This is a genomic window from Pandoraea anhela (genome assembly GCF_902459655.1).
GTDB classification, from domain to species: Bacteria; Pseudomonadota; Gammaproteobacteria; order Burkholderiales; family Burkholderiaceae; genus Pandoraea; species Pandoraea anhela.
The window spans coordinates 65,103-84,552 of record NZ_CABPSB010000006.1 but is presented as its reverse complement, the minus strand read 5'-3'; the positions used below and the strand labels follow the sequence as shown (position 1 = coordinate 84,552).

The following is a 19,450-nucleotide window of genomic DNA, read 5'->3' as shown; positions in this document are numbered from 1 at the left end:
GAGCTGGTTATGAACGTATCTGACGTTGTTATCCGTTTTCTCGAAGAGCGCGGTATCGGTAAAGTTTTCATGCTGTCCGGCGGCGGCATCATGTACCTTCTCGACGCGCTGGGTAAAAGCGAAAAACTGGGCTACGTGTGCAACTATCACGAGCAGGCGTGTGCAATTGCCGCGGACGGTTACGCGCGGATGAACGGTTTCGGGGTTTGCTTCGCGACGTTCGGTCCCGGCGCGGTGAATGCACTGGCCGGCGTGGTCGGCGCCTGGTACGACTCCGTGCCCATGCTGATCGTCTCGGGCCAGGTGCGCTCCAACCTGGTTGCGGATTACACGAAGGTGCGTCAGGTTGGCCCGCAGGAGGGCAACGTCCTCGAGATGGTCAAGCCGGTCACCAAATATGCCGTGTCGCTGCGCGACCCGAACACGATCCTGAGCGAACTGGAAAAGGCCTATCACATCGCCAAGTCGGGGCGTCCGGGGCCGGTGTGGCTCGAGTTGCCGCTTGATATGCAGTCGGCTGAAGTCGATTGGGACTCGCTCCCGCATTGGACGGGCGAATCGGAGACGCCGGATCAGGCCGCGTTGCATCTGCCGGAAATTCTGGCGTCGCTGAAGAGCGCGAAGCGGCCGGTACTGGTTCTGGGCAATGGCGTGCGACTGTCCGGCATGCATGAAGCGGTGCTCGACCTCGTCAACAAGCTCGAAATTCCTACGTTGATCCCTTATACCGGCAAAGATCTGCTCGAGTGGGACAACGAATATTCCTTCGGGGTGTTCGGCACCGCCGGCCAACGTCACGCGAACATCATCCTGCAAAATTCGGATCTGATTCTCGGTCTTGGCGTGGGTTTCTGTGTCGCGAAAACAGGGTTCGAAACCAAGAAATTCGCTGTTGGTGCAAAGAAGATTTTCGTGGATGTCGACGCGGGTCAGCTTGAAGGGCACCCGTTGAAGGCGGATTTGCCGATTCTGGCCGATTTGCGCGATTTCGTGCCGGGCTTGCTGGGTGCGCTGCGCGAGTACGAAGGAGCGCATCGTCCGTGGCTCGATTTGTGCACGACCTGGAAGACTCGTTATCCCATGGTCACCGACGACCCGCGTGTCGATGGCGAGTTCATCAACTCCTACGTGTTCATGGACACGCTTTCGGATGTCGCGGCCGAAGGCGATGTGGTCGTGACCGGCAACGGCCTCGATTGTGTGAGCTTCTATCAGGCCTACAAGATCAAGAAGCACCAGCGCGCCGCACTGAACGGTAACTGGGGCTCCATGGGTTGGGATTTGCCGACGGCCGTGGGGGCGCATTACGCCACTGGCAAACGCACACTGTGCATCACCGGAGACGGCAGCCTCATGCTCAACGCGCAGGAACTGCTGACCATTGGCGCCAACAAGCTTCCGGTCAAAGTCTTCGTGTTCAACAACGATGGCTACGGTTCGATCAAGGCCACGCAGAACAACTTCTTCGAAGGTCGCTTTGTGGGTAGCGGGCCCAGCTCCAACGTCTACAATCCCGATTTCGAGGCGCTGGCCAAGGCGTTTGGATTGGGCTACGTGAAGGTCAGTCAGCATTCGACATTGCGCGACTCGCTTGCTGAGGTGGTGAACACCGACGCCCCGGTGCTATGTGAAGTAATGGTTTCGCCGGAGCAGTGGATTTCGCCGAAGGCCACGTCGTTCAAGAATGCCGAAGGCAAGATCGAATCGAAACCGCTCGACGATATGTTCCCGTTCCTGCCGGCCGAAGAGATCGAAGAAAATCGCCGTCTCGCGCAAGCCCTTTGACACGAATGCGCAACGCCGTCGGTATAACCTATGGCGTTGCCCTCATTACCGAACGCCCTAAAAAATCAGAAGGATGCTTGACATGAGCGAGCGTTGCATAGTGATCGCCGAAGCCGGTGTGAATCACAACGGTTCACTGGATCTGGCTCGTCGACTCGTCGACTCGTCGACGTAGCGGCGCAGGCCGATGCTGACTTCGTCAAGTTCCAGACGTTTCGCACGGAAGCCCTCGTGACTCGCACGGCGCAGAAAGCCGATTATCAAAAGCGAACCACAGGCCATTCCGAAAGCCAGTTCGAGATGCTCAAGAAGCTCGAACTCGATGAGGACGCTTTCCGCGATCTGGCCGCTTATGCGAAATCGAAGCGCATCGGCTTTTTATCGACGCCATTCGATATCGAGTCCGCGCGATTTCTTGCAACTCTCGGCGTGACGGCATTCAAAGTGTCGTCGGGGGATTTGACGAACATCCCGTTTTTGCGCGAACTGGCGACGATGGGATTGCCGATCATTCTGTCGTCGGGAATGGCGACGCTTGGGGAGATCGAGGAAGCGGTGGAGGCATGCGAGAAGGCTGGTGTGCCGATCGACAAGCTCACGCTGCTGCATTGCACGACGGAGTATCCCGCGCCTGCTGAAGAGATCAACCTTCGCGCCATGCAGACGATTGCTGCGGCCTTTCCGGGGGCGACATTCGGCTATTCGGACCATTCCGAGGGCATCGAAATTCCGATCGCCGCAGTTGCATTAGGCGCTCAGGTCATCGAGAAGCACTTCACGCTCGATCGCTCCATGGAAGGGCCGGATCACAAGGCCAGTCTCGAACCAGACGAATTAACGGCCATGGTGCGCGCGATCCGGCGCGTTGGCGTGGCGCTTGGCGATGGCCGAAAACGCCCGACGGCTTCTGAATTGCCGAATCGGCAGATCGCACGAAAGAGCATCGTTGCGGCACGCCCGATTGCGAAAGGCGAGGTTTTTTCCGAACAAAACCTGTCTATTCGGCGGCCGGGCAACGGCATTTCACCGGCCCGCTGGGATTCGTTGATCGGTCAACCGGCTGCGCGCGACTACGCCCAGGACGAAACAATTTAATTGGAAGATGCACGAGCCACGCCACGCCTGTTCCCAGCAGGCGTGGCGTGGCTCACTTATGTAGGCGCGAAGTAATCGAGGAAGTAGTCGAATGAATCAGGCGAATCTATGGATCAGACGCCTCCCTATCGCGTTGTTCGCGATACTCGGCGGGACGGCCCTTATCTTATGCAATCCCGGATATTTCTGGGACGACTGGGTTTGGATCTTTAAGAACTCGACCGAGACGATTCGAATCGGCAAAGAGCTTGGTATCTGGTGGGGCGGTTACGTAACGAGCTTTATCAATGCATTACCATCGCCCTCGCTGGCGATGCGAGGAATCGCTCTGGTCGCGTGGGTAATATCGGGCGCCGCTTTTGCGTATGTGCTGTATCGTCGCAAACGCCTGAGCGGCACCGAGGCGTTCGAGCTGTTCCTGCTCTATTGCGCAGCCCACGTGGCGTTGATCCGGTTTTTGACGAGCGTCGCGTTCTATAACGTCTACATTGCGTCATTCTGGATCGGCGCTGCGGTGTTTGTCGCGAATAACGATCGTCGTCGGGCAATTCTCTTCAGCGTTCCGTTTTTCTTCTTCTCGTTTTATCTCAATTCGCTACTGCTCCTTTACGCGCTGTTGTTCGCGTTCCTGCTTTATGAAGATCGACGGGGGTGGCGAGTGGCCGTTCCCGAGCCGATCATTGCCGATGACGCTTGGACGTTGACGTGGGCCAAACGCCGGCTGATCGGCTTTGCCAATCGCTATTGGCCGCATTTCCTGGCATTTGTGCTGCGACACGCGTTGCTGATTGCCCTGCCATTCATTTTCATGGTGGTGCGAATCACCCGGGTGCAGTCGCCGTTGTACGACAGCTACAACGAGATCGCTCGCGGTCACTTGTTCGGTGCGATCGTCAAATCGTTCACGCTCGTCGTACCGGTAGTGCGCGACTATTTCGCTTCGCATACGCCTGCGCCGTTGATTATCGGCGGGACGGTCATCGCGTTTGTTTTGCTTCAGTTGTTGCCGCGTTCACAGGAGCGCCGCTCGCTGAAGTTCGTGGCCTGTCAATTCGGGCTGGGCATGCTGTTTTTTGCTGCGGCCACTTATCCTTACATCGTGGTCGGCAAAACGCCGGACCTGAAGAGTTTTTACGAAAGCCGGCATATCCTGCCGGGCGTCGCCGCTGTCGTCCTGCTGATCCTCTCGTTCATCAACCTGATCGATCTGGCATTCGGCAAATGGCGTGTGTGGCGCCTTTTCGGCCGCAATCTGCTCGTCGCTTATGTCGTTGGGTCGTCGCTCGGCGCAGCGGTCAATGTGGGATCCCTGCTATGGCGCGATTTTTTCCGTCAGACCGCGATCATGGAATTCGTCAAGGCGCACGAGTCGGAGCTCAAGGACACGCGTACCTTTGTGTTCTACGATCAGTCGGCTGGGACGCGAATCGGTAACCGGATGATCTGGAATTACGAGTACACCGGCTATCTGATCACGGTGTACGGCACGCGGGACCGATTCGGTGTTTCGGCCGCCGAGTATGCCGATTGGGGGCCGGGCGTGCCATTGCTTTGGAACACCTACCTGCGCCAGCGCTTCAATATCGCCGACTACGACTTCAGAAAGCCGCACGCCATCATCACGGTGAACAATAGTCCCCGAAGAACCAAGACGGTAGATGTGCTGGACGTGGTCATGATGTATTTGCGAGGTGAGAACTGGCGACGCGGCGCCGAGCGATTCACGATGATTTCGCTGTCATACGAGCGAATTCAGGCGAAAGACCGCATTCGTGAGATGTACGACATCGCAAAGCAGCTTGCGCGGTACAAGTCGGAGCACGGCGCATTTCCGGCGCAAGTCCCTCCGGCAGCCAACGGAACGCCATATCAGCAGCTCATGGGCGACAAAATCATACCGGCGGCGGTGCATGGAGATATTCCAGGACTGTTTCCTGAATACATGGCGCGGCCCATTACGATGCAGCCGGCTTCTGCCGGAGCGCCTGAATATCTCTACATATCCGATGGCGAAGATTACAAGCTGATCTACGCCAATCCGCCGGATTACGCTTACGCCAAACAGGCCCACCCGGCGCTCATCGATCAGGGGCGGCGAGCTTACGGCGTTTGGACGACAGGCGCCCAATTATGGTGAGCGGGCTGGATGGACGGGGTGACATGCTATCCTTGGATTAACTCGGGGATCGCTATTTCTGGCGGCGCCTCAGGCGTCACGTTCGCGTGAAGTCGAGTGCCTCGGGCCTGTTTCATGCCCCTCCACCGCTGCATGCAGCATAAGTCGTGTCGTTGTCCCGATACGACTGGTGGGCGAGCCGCCTGATTCGCGGCTTTCGCCCCACTGCGTATTCATTCCTCAGCTTTTATTGCAGTAGTGATCATGATGAACTTCGACAACATCGATAGCCTTAGTGTATCGTTCGACTCCAAGATATCCGACGTCATCGCCCGAATCCAGGCAAGCGGACCGGTTGCCTGCGCACTGCTGTTCGACCAAGGGAAATTCGTCAATATCATCACGGACGGCGATGTACGCCGCGCCTTCCTCGAGGGCAACAAACTCGAGGATCTGGCCATTGAGATACACAGAATCAAGAGTAGCAGCGCAAGGCCGGTTCCGATTACCGCCAGCGTTCATTCATCGCGTGAAGAGCGCGAACGTCTCTTTAGAACACATTCGCTGCGGCAACTGGTGCTGACGGACAATGACGGACACCCCGTCTCCGTCATTGATCATCAGGCCGTCAACCACGCTCCCCACTACATCAACCGGAATTTCACGGCGGTGGTGATGGCGGGCGGATTCGGCAAGCGTTTGCGTCCGTTTACCGAGGACACGCCAAAGCCGATGTTGCAGGTCAACGGTCGGCCGATGCTCGAAATCAGCATCGAGAAACTGGTGAGCCACGGCGCAAATCGGATTTTTATTTCCACCCACTATTTGCCGGAAAAGATTACCGAACACTTCGGTAATGGCGAGAAGTTCGGTGTGGATATTCAATATGTTCACGAAACGGTGCCGCTTGGCACCGGCGGTGCGCTTTCGCTCGTGCCGTTTCAGGACGAAAACACGCTCGTGTTCAATGGCGATATTCTGACGAATCTCGATATCGGCATGTTTCTCGCTTTCCACCTGCGCAGCAATTCGGCCATGACGATTGCGGCAACGCAATACAGTTATCAAGTGCCGTTCGGTGTCATCAGCGCAACCGATTCGCTCGTCACGCATATCGAAGAAAAGCCGAGTTTCAGTTTCCTCGTGAACAGCGGCATTTATTTCCTCTCGAAACGCGTATTCGACACGCTCCCGAAAACGGGGCACTACAACATGACCGATGTCGCGGCCAACCTGATCAAGGCGTCGCAGCCGGTGTCGTGCTTCCCGATCTTCGAACATTGGCTCGACGTCGGCCGTCCGAGCGATTACGATCTCGCATCGAAGATTTTCTGAGCAAAGCCCGCGTATGACTGTCATGACCGACGTCGAAACAGGAGCACGGCGCCGGTGAACAGCATACCTCTGCGCAAGTCGTTCATTTCGCGAGATCTCGCACTCGTGCTCTCGCTCCGGCTCTGGCAGGCCGGAGCCGGGCTGCTGACGACGATTCTTGCCGTTCATTTCCTCTCGCCGGAAATTCAGGGCTGGTACTACAGCTTTATCAGCGTTGCCGCGCTCTACTCCTTGTTCGATCTTGGGCTGTCCATGGTGCTCGTGCAGGTGTCAGCACATGCGTTCACCGGTCTGACCTGGAAGCCGGACGGCAGCGTCGAAGGCGAAGCGAGCGCCTATTTCCATGCCCTCGCGCACAGCGCCCTGCGCTGGTATGGCGTCACGGCGCTGGTCTTTCTGCTGCTGATCGTGCCCGGAGGCATCCTGTTCTTCGGCACCAAGCACTCCCCCGCCATCGAGTGGCTCACGCCCTGGCTCGTGCTCTGTTCGTTCACGGCGGCCGGCCTCATCGTCACGCCATTCCTGTCGATTCTCGAAGGCACAGGCCAGATCGGTCGCGTGTATGCGCTGCGCCTGACCCTGGCGGTCTGCGGATCGCTGTCCTGCTGGGCGACGCTCGCCAGCGGCGCGGGGCTTTGGGCCACGGTCATGGTGCCCGCCGCGACGCTGCTCATTCCCCTCGTCTGGCTGCTGCGCTACCGGCGCGGGCTGCTGCAAATCGCGCTCAGCAACGCCGGGCACGGTTTTGCCTGGCGCAACGAGGTGTGGCCGTTGCAGTGGCGGCTCGGCATCAACCTGCTGTGCGGCTACCTGCTCACGCAGATCAACATCCCGATTCTGTTCCACACTCAGGGCGCCGTCATCGCCGGGCAGTTGGGGTTGTCGCTCGCGATTGTGAATACGCTCGGACTTGTCGCACAATCCTGGATCACGCGCCGGGTTCCGCAGATGGCGCGCGCAGCGGCCATGCGCGACTGGCACACCCTCGATCACATGTTCTGGCGCGATTTCGCCATGTCGTCCGGGATTTTCGTCGTGATGGCGCTGGGCGTGCTGGCGGCGGATTGGTGGTTCGCCGATACGAAGTACGCGCAGCGGGTGTTGCCCTTCTGGCAACTGGCCGGCTTGCTCGTCTTCGTATTCAGCAACCAACTGATCGGCGGTCTGGCCGCGCATCTGCGCAGCTTCCGGCGCGAGCCGTTCATGGCGGCGCTGTCGACGTCCGCGATCGTCACCGTGCCGATCATTTTCTGGGCCGCCACCCATTATTCTTCGGCCGGACTGGTGACGGTGCTGGCGTCGGTTAATCTGCTTGTGAATTTACCCATTGCCTGCTTTATCTGGTATCGGTGCAATCGGGCCTGGAGACATGACTCGTGAACGTTGAAGCTTCACCTCTGCTGACTATCGCAATTCCGACTTTTACTCGGGCGAACTATCTCGAACTGAATTTGCGAAGTCTCATCGAAGAGTCGCGTTCGCTTGCGCCCGGCCTGCTCGAAGTGATCGTGTCGGACAACCACTCGACCGACGCCACGCCCGAGGTCGTCGCGCGCGCCATCAAGCAGGGTCTGCCGATCCGATACATCCGAAATACGGTCGATATCGGCTCCGACGCGAACATTGCGCAGTGCTTCAACGAGGCCCAGGGCCACTACGTCCAGATCATGGGCGACGACGATATCTATGTCGCCGGCACGCTCTCGTATTTGATCGACCATCTGCAAAAGGCGGAGTACGGTGTGGTCGGTCTGCGTCCTTTCGGCTATGAAGTCGATCCGGTGGCGGAGCATCCGGGCGGCGACTCCCGTGTCGACGTGTTCGACGACATGGGGACGTTTCTCTCCGAGCTGGGCTCGCACATCACGTTCATTTCGGCGTGCATCATCAACCGCCGTGTGCAGCAGGAGATCGACGCCCGCCAATTCTGCGGCAGCAACCTCGTGCAGGTGCATCTGGTCGTCAATGCCGCGCTCAAGGTCGGCCACAACGCCTATCTCAAGCGCTACATTCTCGCGTGCAAGCGGGCGAATTCCGGCGGTTACGACTTCTCCGAGGTCTTCGTGGAGCGTTTGGGCCGAATTCTCGACTCCTATCGTCCGGAAGGATTGAGCGCGAGCGCCATCGAACAGTTCGAGACGCGCATGCTCAAGTCCTACCATCCGTTCAATCTGGTGCGCCAGCGACTCGCGCGGCAAGGCGATTTGCGGGAGACTTACCGACGTTTCTCGGCGCGCTTCGGCAAGCGTGCGTTGTTCCGCTTCTGGGTGGCGCCGATCATTTGCTGGCCGCGTCCGCTCGCGCTCGCCTGGGGCATGATGGCGACAACGGTCGGCCGCATCTCCAACGGCGACCTCCGCCGGGGTGTGCACTTCGTGTTGAACAAGGTGCGTCGGCGCGTCGTGGCCGCGTCCTGAGCCTTCATTCCGTGTGTCGGGCGCCGCAAATTCATCAGGCGCGCGGCACGCGCGCGCCCCTGGCCGGGCGCGTGGCGCAATCCCGGATCGCCACGCGCAGCCCCGTCATCTAGCGAAAAACGTGAAGTGCGACATGCTGAAGCAGCATGATCGTTTTTGCGTCGGTGATCTCCCCGCTGGCGACCATGTCGAGGGCGCGGTCGATGTCGAGCTCCACGACCGTGATGTCTTCACCTTCCTGAATCAGCCCGCCGCCGTTGCCGATGCGGTCGTCGGGCGTGTACGGTGCAACGAAGCCGTACACGAGGTGCGGAATGCACCCGGGAATCATCAGCGCCTTAAAGGCTTGCCGCACCTCTCCCACCCGATATCCGGCTTCTTCGGCGGCCTCTTCGCGAGCGCGCACCTCCGGTGAGATACCGTCCACGAATCCCGCTGGCACCTCGAGCATCCAACCGCTTTCGCCGCGTAAATAGGCCGGCAAGCGGAACTGATCGACGAGAATGACCGTGCGTCGCGCGAGATCGTAGAGCAGCACCGCTGCGCCGTCGCCGACGTGATAGATCTCACGGTCCAGCACCTGCGTTGCGCCGTCTTCGCGCGCATATTCGAAGGTTTGCCGCTCCAGCCTGCGCTGCTGCGCGGACAGCGTGTCGACCGACAGAATCCGTATGCGCTCGCGTCTGGACATCGGGAATCAGTCCTTCTTGTAGACGTGCTTGTTATCCGTCACCCCGTGCGGGAACAGCGTGCGCACGATGCGACGCGCTGCCGCGTCCGCTTGCAGCACGACGTCGCGCACCGGTTGATCGGGGCGTCCGCGGAACGACGTCGGATGGAAATATTCGTCGTCGCCGACCGGGTGATCGGAGAAATAGTAGTTCGACACGCAGCAGCGCTGTTCCTGACTGAGGTTGGGCGACACGGAATGCCAGGAATGCTGATTGGTCACCATCACGGCCAGACGATTGAATTCGCTGACGATCGTAACGGGTTCGGCCTTCGTGCCGTTCGGCCACACTTCCAGATTCCCGCCAAACGACTCGCGCCAGCCCGGCGACGCGTAATACAGCAGATTCAACACGCGATAGCGCGCGCGATCCTTGTCATGGGAGTTATCCAGATGGGGATTCAGGAAGTGGCCCGGGCCCATCATCGAAATCCCGCCGGCATACAGATGCTCGTCCGGATACAGCGAGCGCAGACCGGTAATCTGTGTGACGAGGTCGACGACTTCCGGCATCTGAAACGCGAAGATCACCTCTTCGAGAATCGGCGCGTGCCGGTTCATCTGCGCCGACACGTATTTCAGCTCACGCAGGCTCTTGCGCAGCATCATCGTCGACGCATCGGGAAAACCCGCGCGCACCGACGCCGCCAGCGCTTCGGGCAATACATTGTCGACGACGAAATAATTTACCGGCGCACTCTGTTGCCATTGGGTACGGGCGGTCTCGAGATTTTCCTGTAGACGTGCGGCGATGAACTGGCCAATTTCCTTACGATGCATTTCCATTGCACTCATCTCTCGTTTGCAAGCAATTTGAGCGAATGCTACGCCGGATAGGGTTGCGACGCCAGCGCACCCAAGTTTGCCTTGACACGTCGTCATGTCCGACTAGCCTTAAAGCACATAACAAGAGGGAGACCGACATCGTGCAAGACGATTCGTCCGGCAAGGGCCGTGCGGGCGTGCACATCGGCGTGTGCGCGCTGCGCGTGCAACGCGCTCCATGGCCCTCCCGATCCTCCTGATCGTCGTCGTTGCCGCCGCGCTCGCCTTTCATGTCTGGAGTCCGTGGTGGCTGACCCCGCTGGCGTCGAACTGGCGTCAGATGGACGACACCCTCACCATTACGCTGGTGATCACCGGCGTGGCCTTCGTCGTCGTCAATCTTTTCGTCGCATGGGCGATTTTCCGCTACCGCCATCGCGACGGGCATCGGGCGGCGTACGAACCCCATAACCGGCGGCTCGAAGCCTGGCTGATCGGCATCACGACCGTCGGCATCGCCGCCATGCTCGCGCCAGGGCTGTTCGTCTACGCGCGGCTCATCGATCCGCCCAAAGACGCGCGGGTCGTCGAAGTCGTCGGTCAGCAATGGCAATGGCGCTTCCGGCTGCCGGGCCCGGACGGGCGTCTGGGCACCTCCGATCCCGGCTATGTGAGCGCGGACAATCCGCTTGGCCTGAATCCTAAAGATCCCGCAAATCAGGACAACCGCATCGTCGACGCACCCGAGTTGCACCTGCTCGTGGGCGAGCCGGTGAAATTGTTGCTGCGCGCCAAAGATGTGCTGCACGATTTCTACGTCCCGCCGTTTCGCACCCGCATGAACATGGTGCCGGGCATGGTCACGCAAATGTGGCTCACGCCCACGCGCACGGGGCGCTTCGACATTCTTTGCGCACAACTCTGCGGTGTCGGGCACGCGAACATGCGCGGTGTCGTGGTCGTCGACGACAAACCCGCCTACGACGCCTGGGTCGCCAGCCTGCCGACCTTCGCCGCGTTGCAGGCCAGGCAAGCCGGGGCGACCGCGGCCGACCCGCTCGCGGCAAAGGGCAAGTGGCTCGCGCAGGCCAAGGGGTGTGTCGGCTGTCATTCGGTGGATGGCTCGCCCGGTGTGGGGCCGACGTGGCATGGCCTCTACGGGAAGACGGAGACGTTTCAGGACGGCAGTACCGCCCACGTCGATGATGCCTACCTCGCTACCTTCATTCGCAATCCGACAGCGCGTGTGCCCAAAGGCTTTGCGCCGATCATGCCTATCGTGGCACTGAGCGACGACGAACTGAAAGCGCTGATCGCCTACATCCGGACGCTGGGCGCGAGCCCGCCGGCGAAGCCCGATGCACCCGCGCCCCTGGCGCAACGGCATCCGGCGGCCTGGCTGCCGGATGCCGCCCGCACGGACGCCGTCGTCGCGCGTACCGTCCTTGTTCAACCCGTCGCCTTGTCATCGATCGATATGTTCAAACCGCTTCAACGAGCCGCCGCCGTCGCTCTCTTTCCTCTGGCCATGGCGTCGACCACTGCGCAGGCGTCAACGTCCACGCAAACCGCTGCGACGGCGCTGACACTGGCGCAGAACACGCTCCAGACGCCCCGGGCACCGGCGCAGTACGCACCGCTGTCGCCGTCGTCTCCTTCATCGTCCAGCCGGGGAATGCAACCGTCCCAGCCCTCGCCACCGGCGCGCCGGCCCGGCGGCACCCCCGGTCTGCCATTGCTGAACGATCCCACGACGACCGCGCCGCCGCTCGCGATCCCGCCGCGTCAGGGCGCCGGTCCGCAGCCGTCCGGGCCGGCACAGCCGGGCGTGCCGATGATCCGGCCCGCGCCATAGACCGCTCGGTGTGACGCAGGCAGCGCACCGGCGATAACGAGGAACTGCAAGGAATTCACTGGGAGGTGGGCCATGACTGGGAATGCCGACAGCGACCACGCCAGCAATGCCGACAATGCCGGCCACGCCGGCGCTTACGGTGCGCATGGCCCGCAAAGCTTCTGGACGAAATACGTCTGGAGTCAGGACCACAAGGTGATCGCGGTGCAGTACACCTGCACGGCCATCGCCGTGGGACTGGTCGGTCTGGTGCTGTCGAATCTGATGCGCATGCAGCTCGGCTTCCCCGGCAAGTTCGCCTTCATCGACGCCAGCCACTATTACCAGTACGTCACCATGCACGGCATGATCATGGTGATTTATCTGCTCACGGCGCTGTTTCTCGGCGGGTTCGGCAATTACCTGATTCCACTGATGGTCGGTGCGCGCGACATGGTTTTCCCGTTCCTGAACATGCTCAGTTTCTGGGTCTACCTGCTGGCGGTCGTCGTGTTGATGGCGAGCTTCTTCGTGCCGGGCGGGCCGACCGGGGCGGGCTGGACACTTTATCCACCGCAGGCGATCCTGCCGGGCACGCCCGGTACGGCGTGGGGCATCGTGCTGATGCTGGTCTCGCTGGTGATCTTCATCGTGGCGGCGACGATGGGCGGGCTCAATTACGTCACCACGGCGCTGCAAGCGCGCACGCAGGGCATGACGCTGCTGCGCATGCCGCTGACGGTCTGGGGCATCGTGATGGCGACGGTGCTGGCATTGCTGGCCTTCCCCGCGCTGTTCGTCTCCGGTGTGATGATGCTGCTCGACAAGACGCTGCATACGAGCTTCTTCATGCCGGCACTCGTCTCGATGGGACAACCGCTCGACTATCGTGGCGGCAGTCCGCTCCTCTTCCAGCATCTGTTCTGGTTTTTCGGCCACCCCGAGGTCTACATCGTGGCGTTGCCTGCGTTCGGCATCGTCTCCGATCTGATCAGCGTGCACGCGCGCAAGAACATCTTCGGCTACCGCATGATGGTCTGGGCGATTCTCGCCATCGGGGCGCTGTCGTTCGTCGTGTGGGCGCACCACATGTTCATCAGCGGCATGAATCCGTATTTCGGTTTTCTCTTTGCGACGACCACGCTCATCATCGCGATTCCCACCGCCATCAAGGTCTACAACTGGGTACTCACGCTCTGGCGTGGCGACATTCATCTGACGGTGCCGATGCTCTTCGCCATCGGCTTCATCAGCACGTTCTGCATCGGCGGTCTGACGGGGCTGTTCCTGGGGAACGTCAGCGTCGACATGCCGCTGTCGAACACGTACTTCGTGGTGGCGCATTTCCATATGGTGATGGGCGTCGCGCCGTTGCTGGTGATCTTCGGGGGCATTTACCACTGGTACCCGCTCGTGACCGGCCGACGTCTGAACGATCGCCTCGGGCAGTGGCACTTCTGGATTACGTTTCTCGGCACCTACGCGATCTTTTTCCCGATGCACTACCTCGGCATTCTCGGCATGCCGCGTCGCTATTACGAGTTTAAGAACTACAGCTTCATCCCCGACTCGGCGCATACGATGAACGCCTATATTTCAGTGGCGGCGTTCGTCGTGGCGTTGGGGCAATTGCTGTTCCTGTTCAACCTCGCGTGGAGTGTGCGGCACGGCAAGCTCGCCGGGGCCAATCCGTGGCGTGCGGCGTCGCTCGAATGGCAGACGCCGCACGTGCCGCCGGCACACGGCAACTGGGGGCCGGTGCTGCCGACGGCGTACCGCTGGCCCTACGAGTACAGCGTGCCGGACGACATCGACGACTTCGTGCCGCAGAACCTCGCGCCGGACCCGCGGCGTCCCGCCACGCTCGTGCACGGCGACTCGGCGGCGCTGCATCGCGACGCTTCGGATCCGCACAAGCCGAACACGCCGCCGCCGGATTCCCCGAAAGGAGCGACACCATGAGACCCGTTCCGTCCTGGCCACCGATACCTCCCCTACCGTCCGGCGGGGCGCCCGTGGCGCAGCCGCGTCGGCTTTCGGCGTCGCAGATCGCGCTCTGGTGGCTCATGGGCGTGATCGGCATGCTCTTCGGGTTGATGCTGGTGGCTTATGTGATGCGCATGAGTCTTGGCGACTGGCGTCCGCTGCCGCCCGTCGATGCGCTCTGGGTGACGACCGGGGTACTGGCCGCCGCTTGCATCGTGATGCAGTCCTCGGCCTCTCAGGCCCGTCGCGGGGAGCTGCGTCGTTCCCGGCGCGACTGGGGGCTCGCCGGCGCATTGGCGCTGGCCTTCGTGGCCGGTCAGTTGTGGGTCTGGCACGATCTTGCCAGTCGTAGCTATGGCGTGAGCGGCAACCCGGCCAACAGCTTTTTCTTTCTGCTCACCGGTCTGCATGCGTTGCACCTGTGCGGCGGCGTGGTGGCGTGGGCGTTGCTCGCGTCGCACCGCATGACGCACGTCGCGCGCGCGCAGCGGCTGTCGCTCACGGCGCAGTACTGGCACTTCCTGTTCGTGCTTTGGGTGGTGCTGTTCGCGGCCATCGTCAACCTGACACCCGAGATCGCGCAGCGTCTGTGCGGCACCGGCGTCGGGTCCTGATCTGCAGGCGTAGGACGTCGCAAAGAGGAGTCGCATCGTGAATACGTCATCGTCTGTCGCCTCGCCTGCCGAGCCACCCGACGGCTGGCGCGGCGTGGTCACCGACTGGGCAGGAGATCGCGCCACGTTCCGCGTGCCGTGGGGCAAGGCGATGATGTGGATCTTCCTGCTCTCGGACACCTTCGTGTTCAGCAGCTTCCTTATCGGCTACATGACGGTGCGCATGTCGACGACCGAGCCATGGCCGAATCCCGCAGAGATTTTCGCGCTCAGCGTGAATGGTCATCCGGTGCCGCTGTTGCTCATCGCGATCATGACGTTCGTGCTGATCACGAGCAGCGGCACGATGGCGATGGCGGTGAATTACGGCTATCGACGCGACCGCGACAAGACCGCTGCCTGCCTGCTGGCGACGGCATATTTCGGCATCGCTTTCGTCGGCATGCAAGCGTTCGAGTGGACGAATCTGATCGTGCACGAAGGCATTCGTCCATGGGACAACGCGATGGGCGCATCGCAGTTCGGTGCGTGCTTCTTCATGATTACCGGCTTTCACGGGCTGCATGTGAGTGCCGGTGTGATTTATCTGCTGAGCGTCATGCGCAACGTGCTCAACGGTACGCTGGAGCGACGCGGCAACTACGAACTGGTGGAGATCGCCGGCCTGTACTGGCACTTCGTCGATCTCGTGTGGGTGTTCATCTTTGCGCTGTTCTATCTCTGGTAGGAGGAGCGATGAAATCCTCTACGGTATCTGCCGGCGCGGCGGCGGGCGAACCCGCCGGGCAGCAACACGCCGTCGGTCTCTATCTGAAGGTATGGGGGCTGTTGTTCGTGCTCTCGACGTTTTCGTATCTCGTCGACTACGCGAATCTGCAAGGCGTGTTGCGATGGGGACTGATTCTCGTGCTGATGATCGCCAAGGCCGGGCTGATCGTCGCCGTGTTCATGCACATGCGATGGGAGCGTCTTGCGCTCGTCTACGCGATTCTGATTCCGCCGCTGGCGCTGCTCGTGTTGATGTCGTTGATGGCGGCGGAAGCCGACTTCACGTTCGTCACGCGCCTGGCGCATTTCCGCTGAATCGCCGACGTCTCACGCCCTCACAGCAATTCCACCAGACGACGATCGCTCTTCTGGCAGTACTCGGCGCACGCCGTGCGTGCGGCGGTCGCGGCGCCGTGCACGAAGAGCGGTGCATCGGCGCGTCGCGACATCGACACGACGATGGACGGCGGCGCCGGCTGCAACGGCAACTCCACCACTTCGCCATTCGCGATCAGCGTATCGACGAACAGCCGCGGAATCGCCGCTACGCCGAAACCGTCGCGCACGAGTTGCACGATCACGGCGATCGACGGCGACCCGGTCACGCGCGTTTCCGACAGCGGCACACCGTGCACCCCCGCGAGCTTCGCCACGATGTCTTCGAGCGCACGATGGGGCGCAGTGCCGCGTCCATAGGTCAGGATCGGGTGCTGAAGCACTTGCTTCGCAAGTCCGCTGCGCGGGTTCGGGAACATTCCCTTGCGCGCAATCCAATGCACCGGATAGTTGGCGAGCGCGTTGCACACCACGCTGCTGTCGTCGCTGCCTTCCACACGAATGATCAGATCGAGTTCGTCGGCCATCAGACGGCGCTGTAACTGCACGGAGACGTCGACCGTCAATTCGACTTCGAGCGTGGGATAGTCGGCCGCTAGGCGTCGCAGATAGTGCGGCAGCCAGCTATGCACGACGGTCTCGATCACGCCGAGCCGCAGTCGTCCACGCAGCGTGCTCTCGCCGGAGGCTGCGGCTTGCAGGCGCCGCGCCGCTTCCACCACCGCCTTCGCATACCCCAGCAGATACTCGCCGTTCGGCGTGAGACGAAACTCGCGGCTTTCGCGGTCGACGAGTTCCGTCTTCAACTCTTCTTCGAGCACCTTGAGCCGTTGCGAGATGGCGGCCGGGGTCGCGTGCAATGCGGCGGCCGTCGCCCGGAAGTTGCGCAGCACCGCGAGCGTGACGAAGGTTTCGAGAAAGCGCGTATTCATGGGGTCTGCAAGCCGGGAAGCTGCCCAAAACCCACAATGTACGGTGAACGGGGCAGTGAAAATAAATGCAACGAACCTCGGGAAAACCCCCGAAGTCGTTAAGAAATTCTATACGGCGATGCGAACAAAAACTCGTTAGCGATAAATTTTTTTTCTTTCTATGCTTCTGCCTATCCGATGCCGCCATGGCATCTCCCCCCAAACGCCGGATCTGTCATGAACCATCGAGCCACGCCGCACGATTTCACTTCGCAACGCGAGACCATCACGCCTTACGAATTCCGTCAGGCCGTGCGCTCGGCGCAGTTCCGTGGACCGACCGCCGGCTATTGCGGCGACTTCGCGCAGGCGAATCTCGCTATCCTGCCGGTGGCGCATGCGCATGACTTCCTGCGTTTCTGCCAGAGCAATCCGAAGGCGTGCCCGTTGTTGGGCGTGGGCGAGCCGGGCCAGTGGCACGTGCCGTCGCTGGGCCGTGAGGTCGACATTCGTACCGACGTACCTGGCTACAACGTCTATCGCGACGGCAAGCTCGATGTGCAGGTCGATAATCTCGCCGAGTTCTGGCAGAGCGATTTCGTGGTGTTTGCCATCGGCTGCTCGTTCTCGTTCGAGGACATGCTGGCCAAGGCAGGCATCCCGCTGCGTCACGTCGAAGAAGGCTGTAACGTGCCGATGTACCGCACGAAGATCGCGAATCAGCGCGTGGGCAAGTTCGGTGGCGAGCTGGTCGTATCGATGCGCCCGATGAAGGGGGCCGACGCGATTCGCGCCGTGCAGATCACGTCGCGTTTCCCCGGCGTGCATGGCGCACCGATCCATATCGGCGACCCGGCCGAGCTGGGCATCGCGGACCTGTCCAAGCCCGACTTCGGCGACGCCGTAACCCTTCGCGAAGTCGAACTGCCGGTGTACTGGGCCTGCGGCGTGACCCCGCAGACGGCGCTCATGGGCGCGAAGCTGCCGCTCGCGATTGCACATCGTCCGGGCTACATGCTGATGACGGATATCCCGAACGCCTCGCTGGCCGTCTTCTGATGGCGGACACGGCGTGCCCCGGGTCGTGCGCATGATCGGCCGCGCCCGCTGACGTCGCCAGTGAGGTTTCGACGTTTTTGCACAACGTATTCGACGTGATGCGTTCGCTTCCGGATGCGCGTCTTCGCATCACGTCTGCCCTTGCAACACCTGCGTCAACAAGTATCACGTTTTAACAAAAGAACCGCGCCATGACGGCAGCGGCGGGAGAACTATTGCCGGCGATCATTCGCCGGTGACGGCTCACGCCGGTCGGACGAGCGCGGTCCGAGTGCACCACACGGCAAGTCAGGACATCACCGGAGCCTTTTTCTCATGGAAAGCAAAACCCCACTCGCGCCCCCCACAGCGACGAATGCCTCCGCCCCCGCGGAAGCTGGCGGCAGCCTGTTCGGCTGGTACGGCGACGCCACGCCGCGCGAAAAGCGCGCGTTCTGGAGCTGCAAAGTCGGTTACATGCTCGACGGCATGGATACCCAGATGCTGAGCTTCGTCATTCCGACGCTTGTCGCGACGTGGGGCATCAGCCTCGCCGATGCGGGCTTCATCGGCACGCTCACGCTGCTCGCGTCCGCCCTCGGCGGTTGGGTCGCCGGCATTCTGTCGGATCGCATCGGTCGCGTGCGCACGCTGCAACTCACCGTGCTGTGGTTCGCCGTGTTCACCGGGCTGTGCGGTCTCGCGCAGAACTACCATCAGCTGCTCGTCGCACGTGCGCTCATGGGCTTCGGCTTCGGCGGCGAGTGGACGGCCGGCGCCGTGCTCATCGGTGAAGTGATCCGTGCCCGCGATCGCGGCAAAGCCGTGGGCCTCGTGCAATCGGGTTGGGCCATCGGCTGGGGTCTGACCGCGATTCTGTACTCGGTGCTGTTCTCGCTGTTGCCCGGTGATCTCGCCTGGCGCGCCCTGTTCCTGATCGGTCTGTTGCCCGCGCTGCTGGTGGTGTTCATTCGTCGCTACGTGCAAGAGCCGGAGGTGTATCAGAAGGAAAAGGCCAAGCAGGCGAAGTCGGATGACGCCCCCAGTCTGGCCGCGATCTTCAGCCCGGCGCTGCTCTCGACGACGATCCGTGCCGCTCTGCTCACGACCGGCGCACAAGGCGGTTACTACGCGATCACGACGTGGCTGCCCACGTTCCTGAAGACGGAGCGTCACCTCACGGTCATGGGTACGGGCGGCTACCTCGCGATGATCATCTTCGGTTCGTGGGTCGGCTATCTGGCCAGCTCGTATCTGACGGATCGTCTGGGTCGCAAGCCGAACTTCATCCTGTTCGCCGTGGGCTCGATGGTGATCGCTTTCTCGTACACCTCGCTGCCGCTGACCGATGGCGCCATGTTCTGGCTCGGCTTCCCGCTCGGCTTCTTCGCTTCGGGCATCTTCAGCGGTATGGGCGCGTTTCTGACGGAACTGTTCCCGACGCGCGTTCGCGGCTCCGGCCAGGGCTTCTGCTACAACGTCGGTCGTGCTGTCGGCGCCCTGTTCCCGTTCCTGATCGGCATGCTCTCCAAGGAGTACGGTCTGGGCACGACGATCGGTATCTTCGCCGGTGTGGCCTACGGCGTGCTGATCCTCGCCGCGCTGACGCTGCCCGAGACGCGCGGTCGCGAACTCGAATCGCTCGAGACGCGCACGCACTGATCGACGCAAGACCGCACCCCATGTGCCAATGAATCACCGCGGCAGCCGTCGCTGCCGC

The 19,450-nt window shown here is 61.3% G+C and carries 15 protein-coding genes and 1 pseudogene; 13 read left to right on the top strand and 3 right to left on the bottom strand.

Annotated elements, in window-relative coordinates; translation table 11 throughout:
* The first annotated feature begins 9 nt into the window (after positions 1 to 9).
* From PAN31108_RS10655 to PAN31108_RS10630, 6 genes are all read left to right on the top strand, one after another.
* Positions 10 to 1,785, top strand: coding sequence for a thiamine pyrophosphate-binding protein (locus PAN31108_RS10655; protein WP_150668840.1), 1,776 nt, complete (start codon positions 10 to 12; stop codon positions 1,783 to 1,785).
* Positions 1,786 to 1,878: 93 nt separating this feature from the next.
* Positions 1,879 to 2,880 (top strand): N-acetylneuraminate synthase, encoded by a 1,002-nt coding sequence (neuB, locus tag PAN31108_RS10650; RefSeq protein WP_281350057.1) that lies wholly within the window; start codon positions 1,879 to 1,881, stop codon positions 2,878 to 2,880.
* 91 nt (positions 2,881 to 2,971) lie between these two features.
* A complete protein-coding gene (locus tag PAN31108_RS10645; protein ID WP_150668839.1) occupies positions 2,972 to 5,017 on the top strand; it encodes a hypothetical protein in 2,046 nt (681 codons plus the stop codon).
* A 243-nt stretch (positions 5,018 to 5,260) separates the two neighbouring features.
* A complete protein-coding gene (locus PAN31108_RS10640; RefSeq protein WP_150668838.1) occupies positions 5,261 to 6,331 on the top strand; it encodes a nucleotidyltransferase family protein in 1,071 nt (356 codons plus the stop codon).
* Between the two features lie 54 nt (positions 6,332 to 6,385).
* A complete protein-coding gene (locus PAN31108_RS10635; protein ID WP_150668837.1) occupies positions 6,386 to 7,711 on the top strand; it encodes a hypothetical protein in 1,326 nt (441 codons plus the stop codon).
* Complete coding sequence (locus PAN31108_RS10630; RefSeq protein ID WP_150668836.1) at positions 7,708 to 8,748, top strand: glycosyltransferase family 2 protein; 1,041 nt, start codon at positions 7,708 to 7,710, stop codon at positions 8,746 to 8,748. Before PAN31108_RS10635 ends, PAN31108_RS10630 begins: the two co-directional genes overlap by 4 nt.
* Positions 8,749 to 8,857: 109 nt before the next feature.
* Here the strand turns inward: PAN31108_RS10630 and PAN31108_RS10625 are convergent, their stop codons facing one another.
* Both PAN31108_RS10625 and PAN31108_RS10620 read right to left on the bottom strand, forming a co-directional pair.
* Complete coding sequence (locus PAN31108_RS10625) at positions 8,858 to 9,439, bottom strand: NUDIX hydrolase (RefSeq protein WP_150668835.1); 582 nt, start codon at positions 9,437 to 9,439, stop codon at positions 8,858 to 8,860.
* Positions 9,440 to 9,445: 6 nt separating this feature from the next.
* Positions 9,446 to 10,264 (bottom strand): 2OG-Fe(II) oxygenase, encoded by an 819-nt coding sequence (locus tag PAN31108_RS10620; RefSeq protein ID WP_246183886.1) that lies wholly within the window; start codon positions 10,262 to 10,264, stop codon positions 9,446 to 9,448.
* Between the two features lie 217 nt (positions 10,265 to 10,481).
* Here PAN31108_RS10620 and PAN31108_RS10615 point away from each other — a divergent pair.
* The 5 genes and pseudogenes from PAN31108_RS10615 to PAN31108_RS10595 form a co-directional block, all read left to right on the top strand.
* Positions 10,482 to 11,606, top strand: a pseudogene (locus PAN31108_RS10615) (cytochrome c oxidase subunit II); the annotation flags it as partial.
* A gap of 564 nt (positions 11,607 to 12,170) precedes the next feature.
* The gene (ctaD, locus tag PAN31108_RS10610) at positions 12,171 to 14,039 is read left to right on the top strand and encodes a cytochrome c oxidase subunit I (protein WP_246183885.1); all 1,869 of its coding nucleotides are present in this window, start codon (positions 12,171 to 12,173) and stop codon (positions 14,037 to 14,039) included.
* On the top strand, positions 14,036 to 14,677 hold the full coding sequence (locus tag PAN31108_RS10605; protein ID WP_150668833.1) for a cytochrome c oxidase subunit 3: 642 nt from the start codon (positions 14,036 to 14,038) through the stop codon (positions 14,675 to 14,677). The genes ctaD and PAN31108_RS10605 overlap by 4 nt, the downstream gene beginning before the upstream one ends.
* 37 nt (positions 14,678 to 14,714) lie before the next feature.
* Complete coding sequence (locus PAN31108_RS10600; RefSeq protein ID WP_150668832.1) at positions 14,715 to 15,404, top strand: heme-copper oxidase subunit III family protein; 690 nt, start codon at positions 14,715 to 14,717, stop codon at positions 15,402 to 15,404.
* An 8-nt stretch (positions 15,405 to 15,412) separates the two neighbouring features.
* On the top strand, positions 15,413 to 15,760 hold the full coding sequence (locus PAN31108_RS10595; protein ID WP_150668831.1) for a cytochrome C oxidase subunit IV family protein: 348 nt from the start codon (positions 15,413 to 15,415) through the stop codon (positions 15,758 to 15,760).
* Between the two features lie 20 nt (positions 15,761 to 15,780).
* Here the strand turns inward: PAN31108_RS10595 and PAN31108_RS10590 are convergent, their stop codons facing one another.
* Complete coding sequence (locus tag PAN31108_RS10590; protein ID WP_150668830.1) at positions 15,781 to 16,713, bottom strand: LysR family transcriptional regulator; 933 nt, start codon at positions 16,711 to 16,713, stop codon at positions 15,781 to 15,783.
* 216 nt (positions 16,714 to 16,929) lie between these two features.
* On the opposite strand from PAN31108_RS10590, the gene PAN31108_RS10585 reads away from it, so the two are divergent.
* Positions 16,930 to 17,751 carry a putative hydro-lyase gene (locus PAN31108_RS10585; protein ID WP_281350056.1) on the top strand — a complete coding sequence of 274 codons (822 nt, stop codon included), beginning with the start codon at positions 16,930 to 16,932 and terminating at the stop codon, positions 17,749 to 17,751.
* Positions 17,752 to 18,066: 315 nt separating this feature from the next.
* Positions 18,067 to 19,392: an MFS transporter gene (locus PAN31108_RS10580; RefSeq protein ID WP_150668829.1), complete on the top strand. Its 1,326-nt coding sequence runs from the start codon at positions 18,067 to 18,069 to the stop codon at positions 19,390 to 19,392.
* The last annotated feature ends 58 nt before the right edge of the window (positions 19,393 to 19,450 follow it).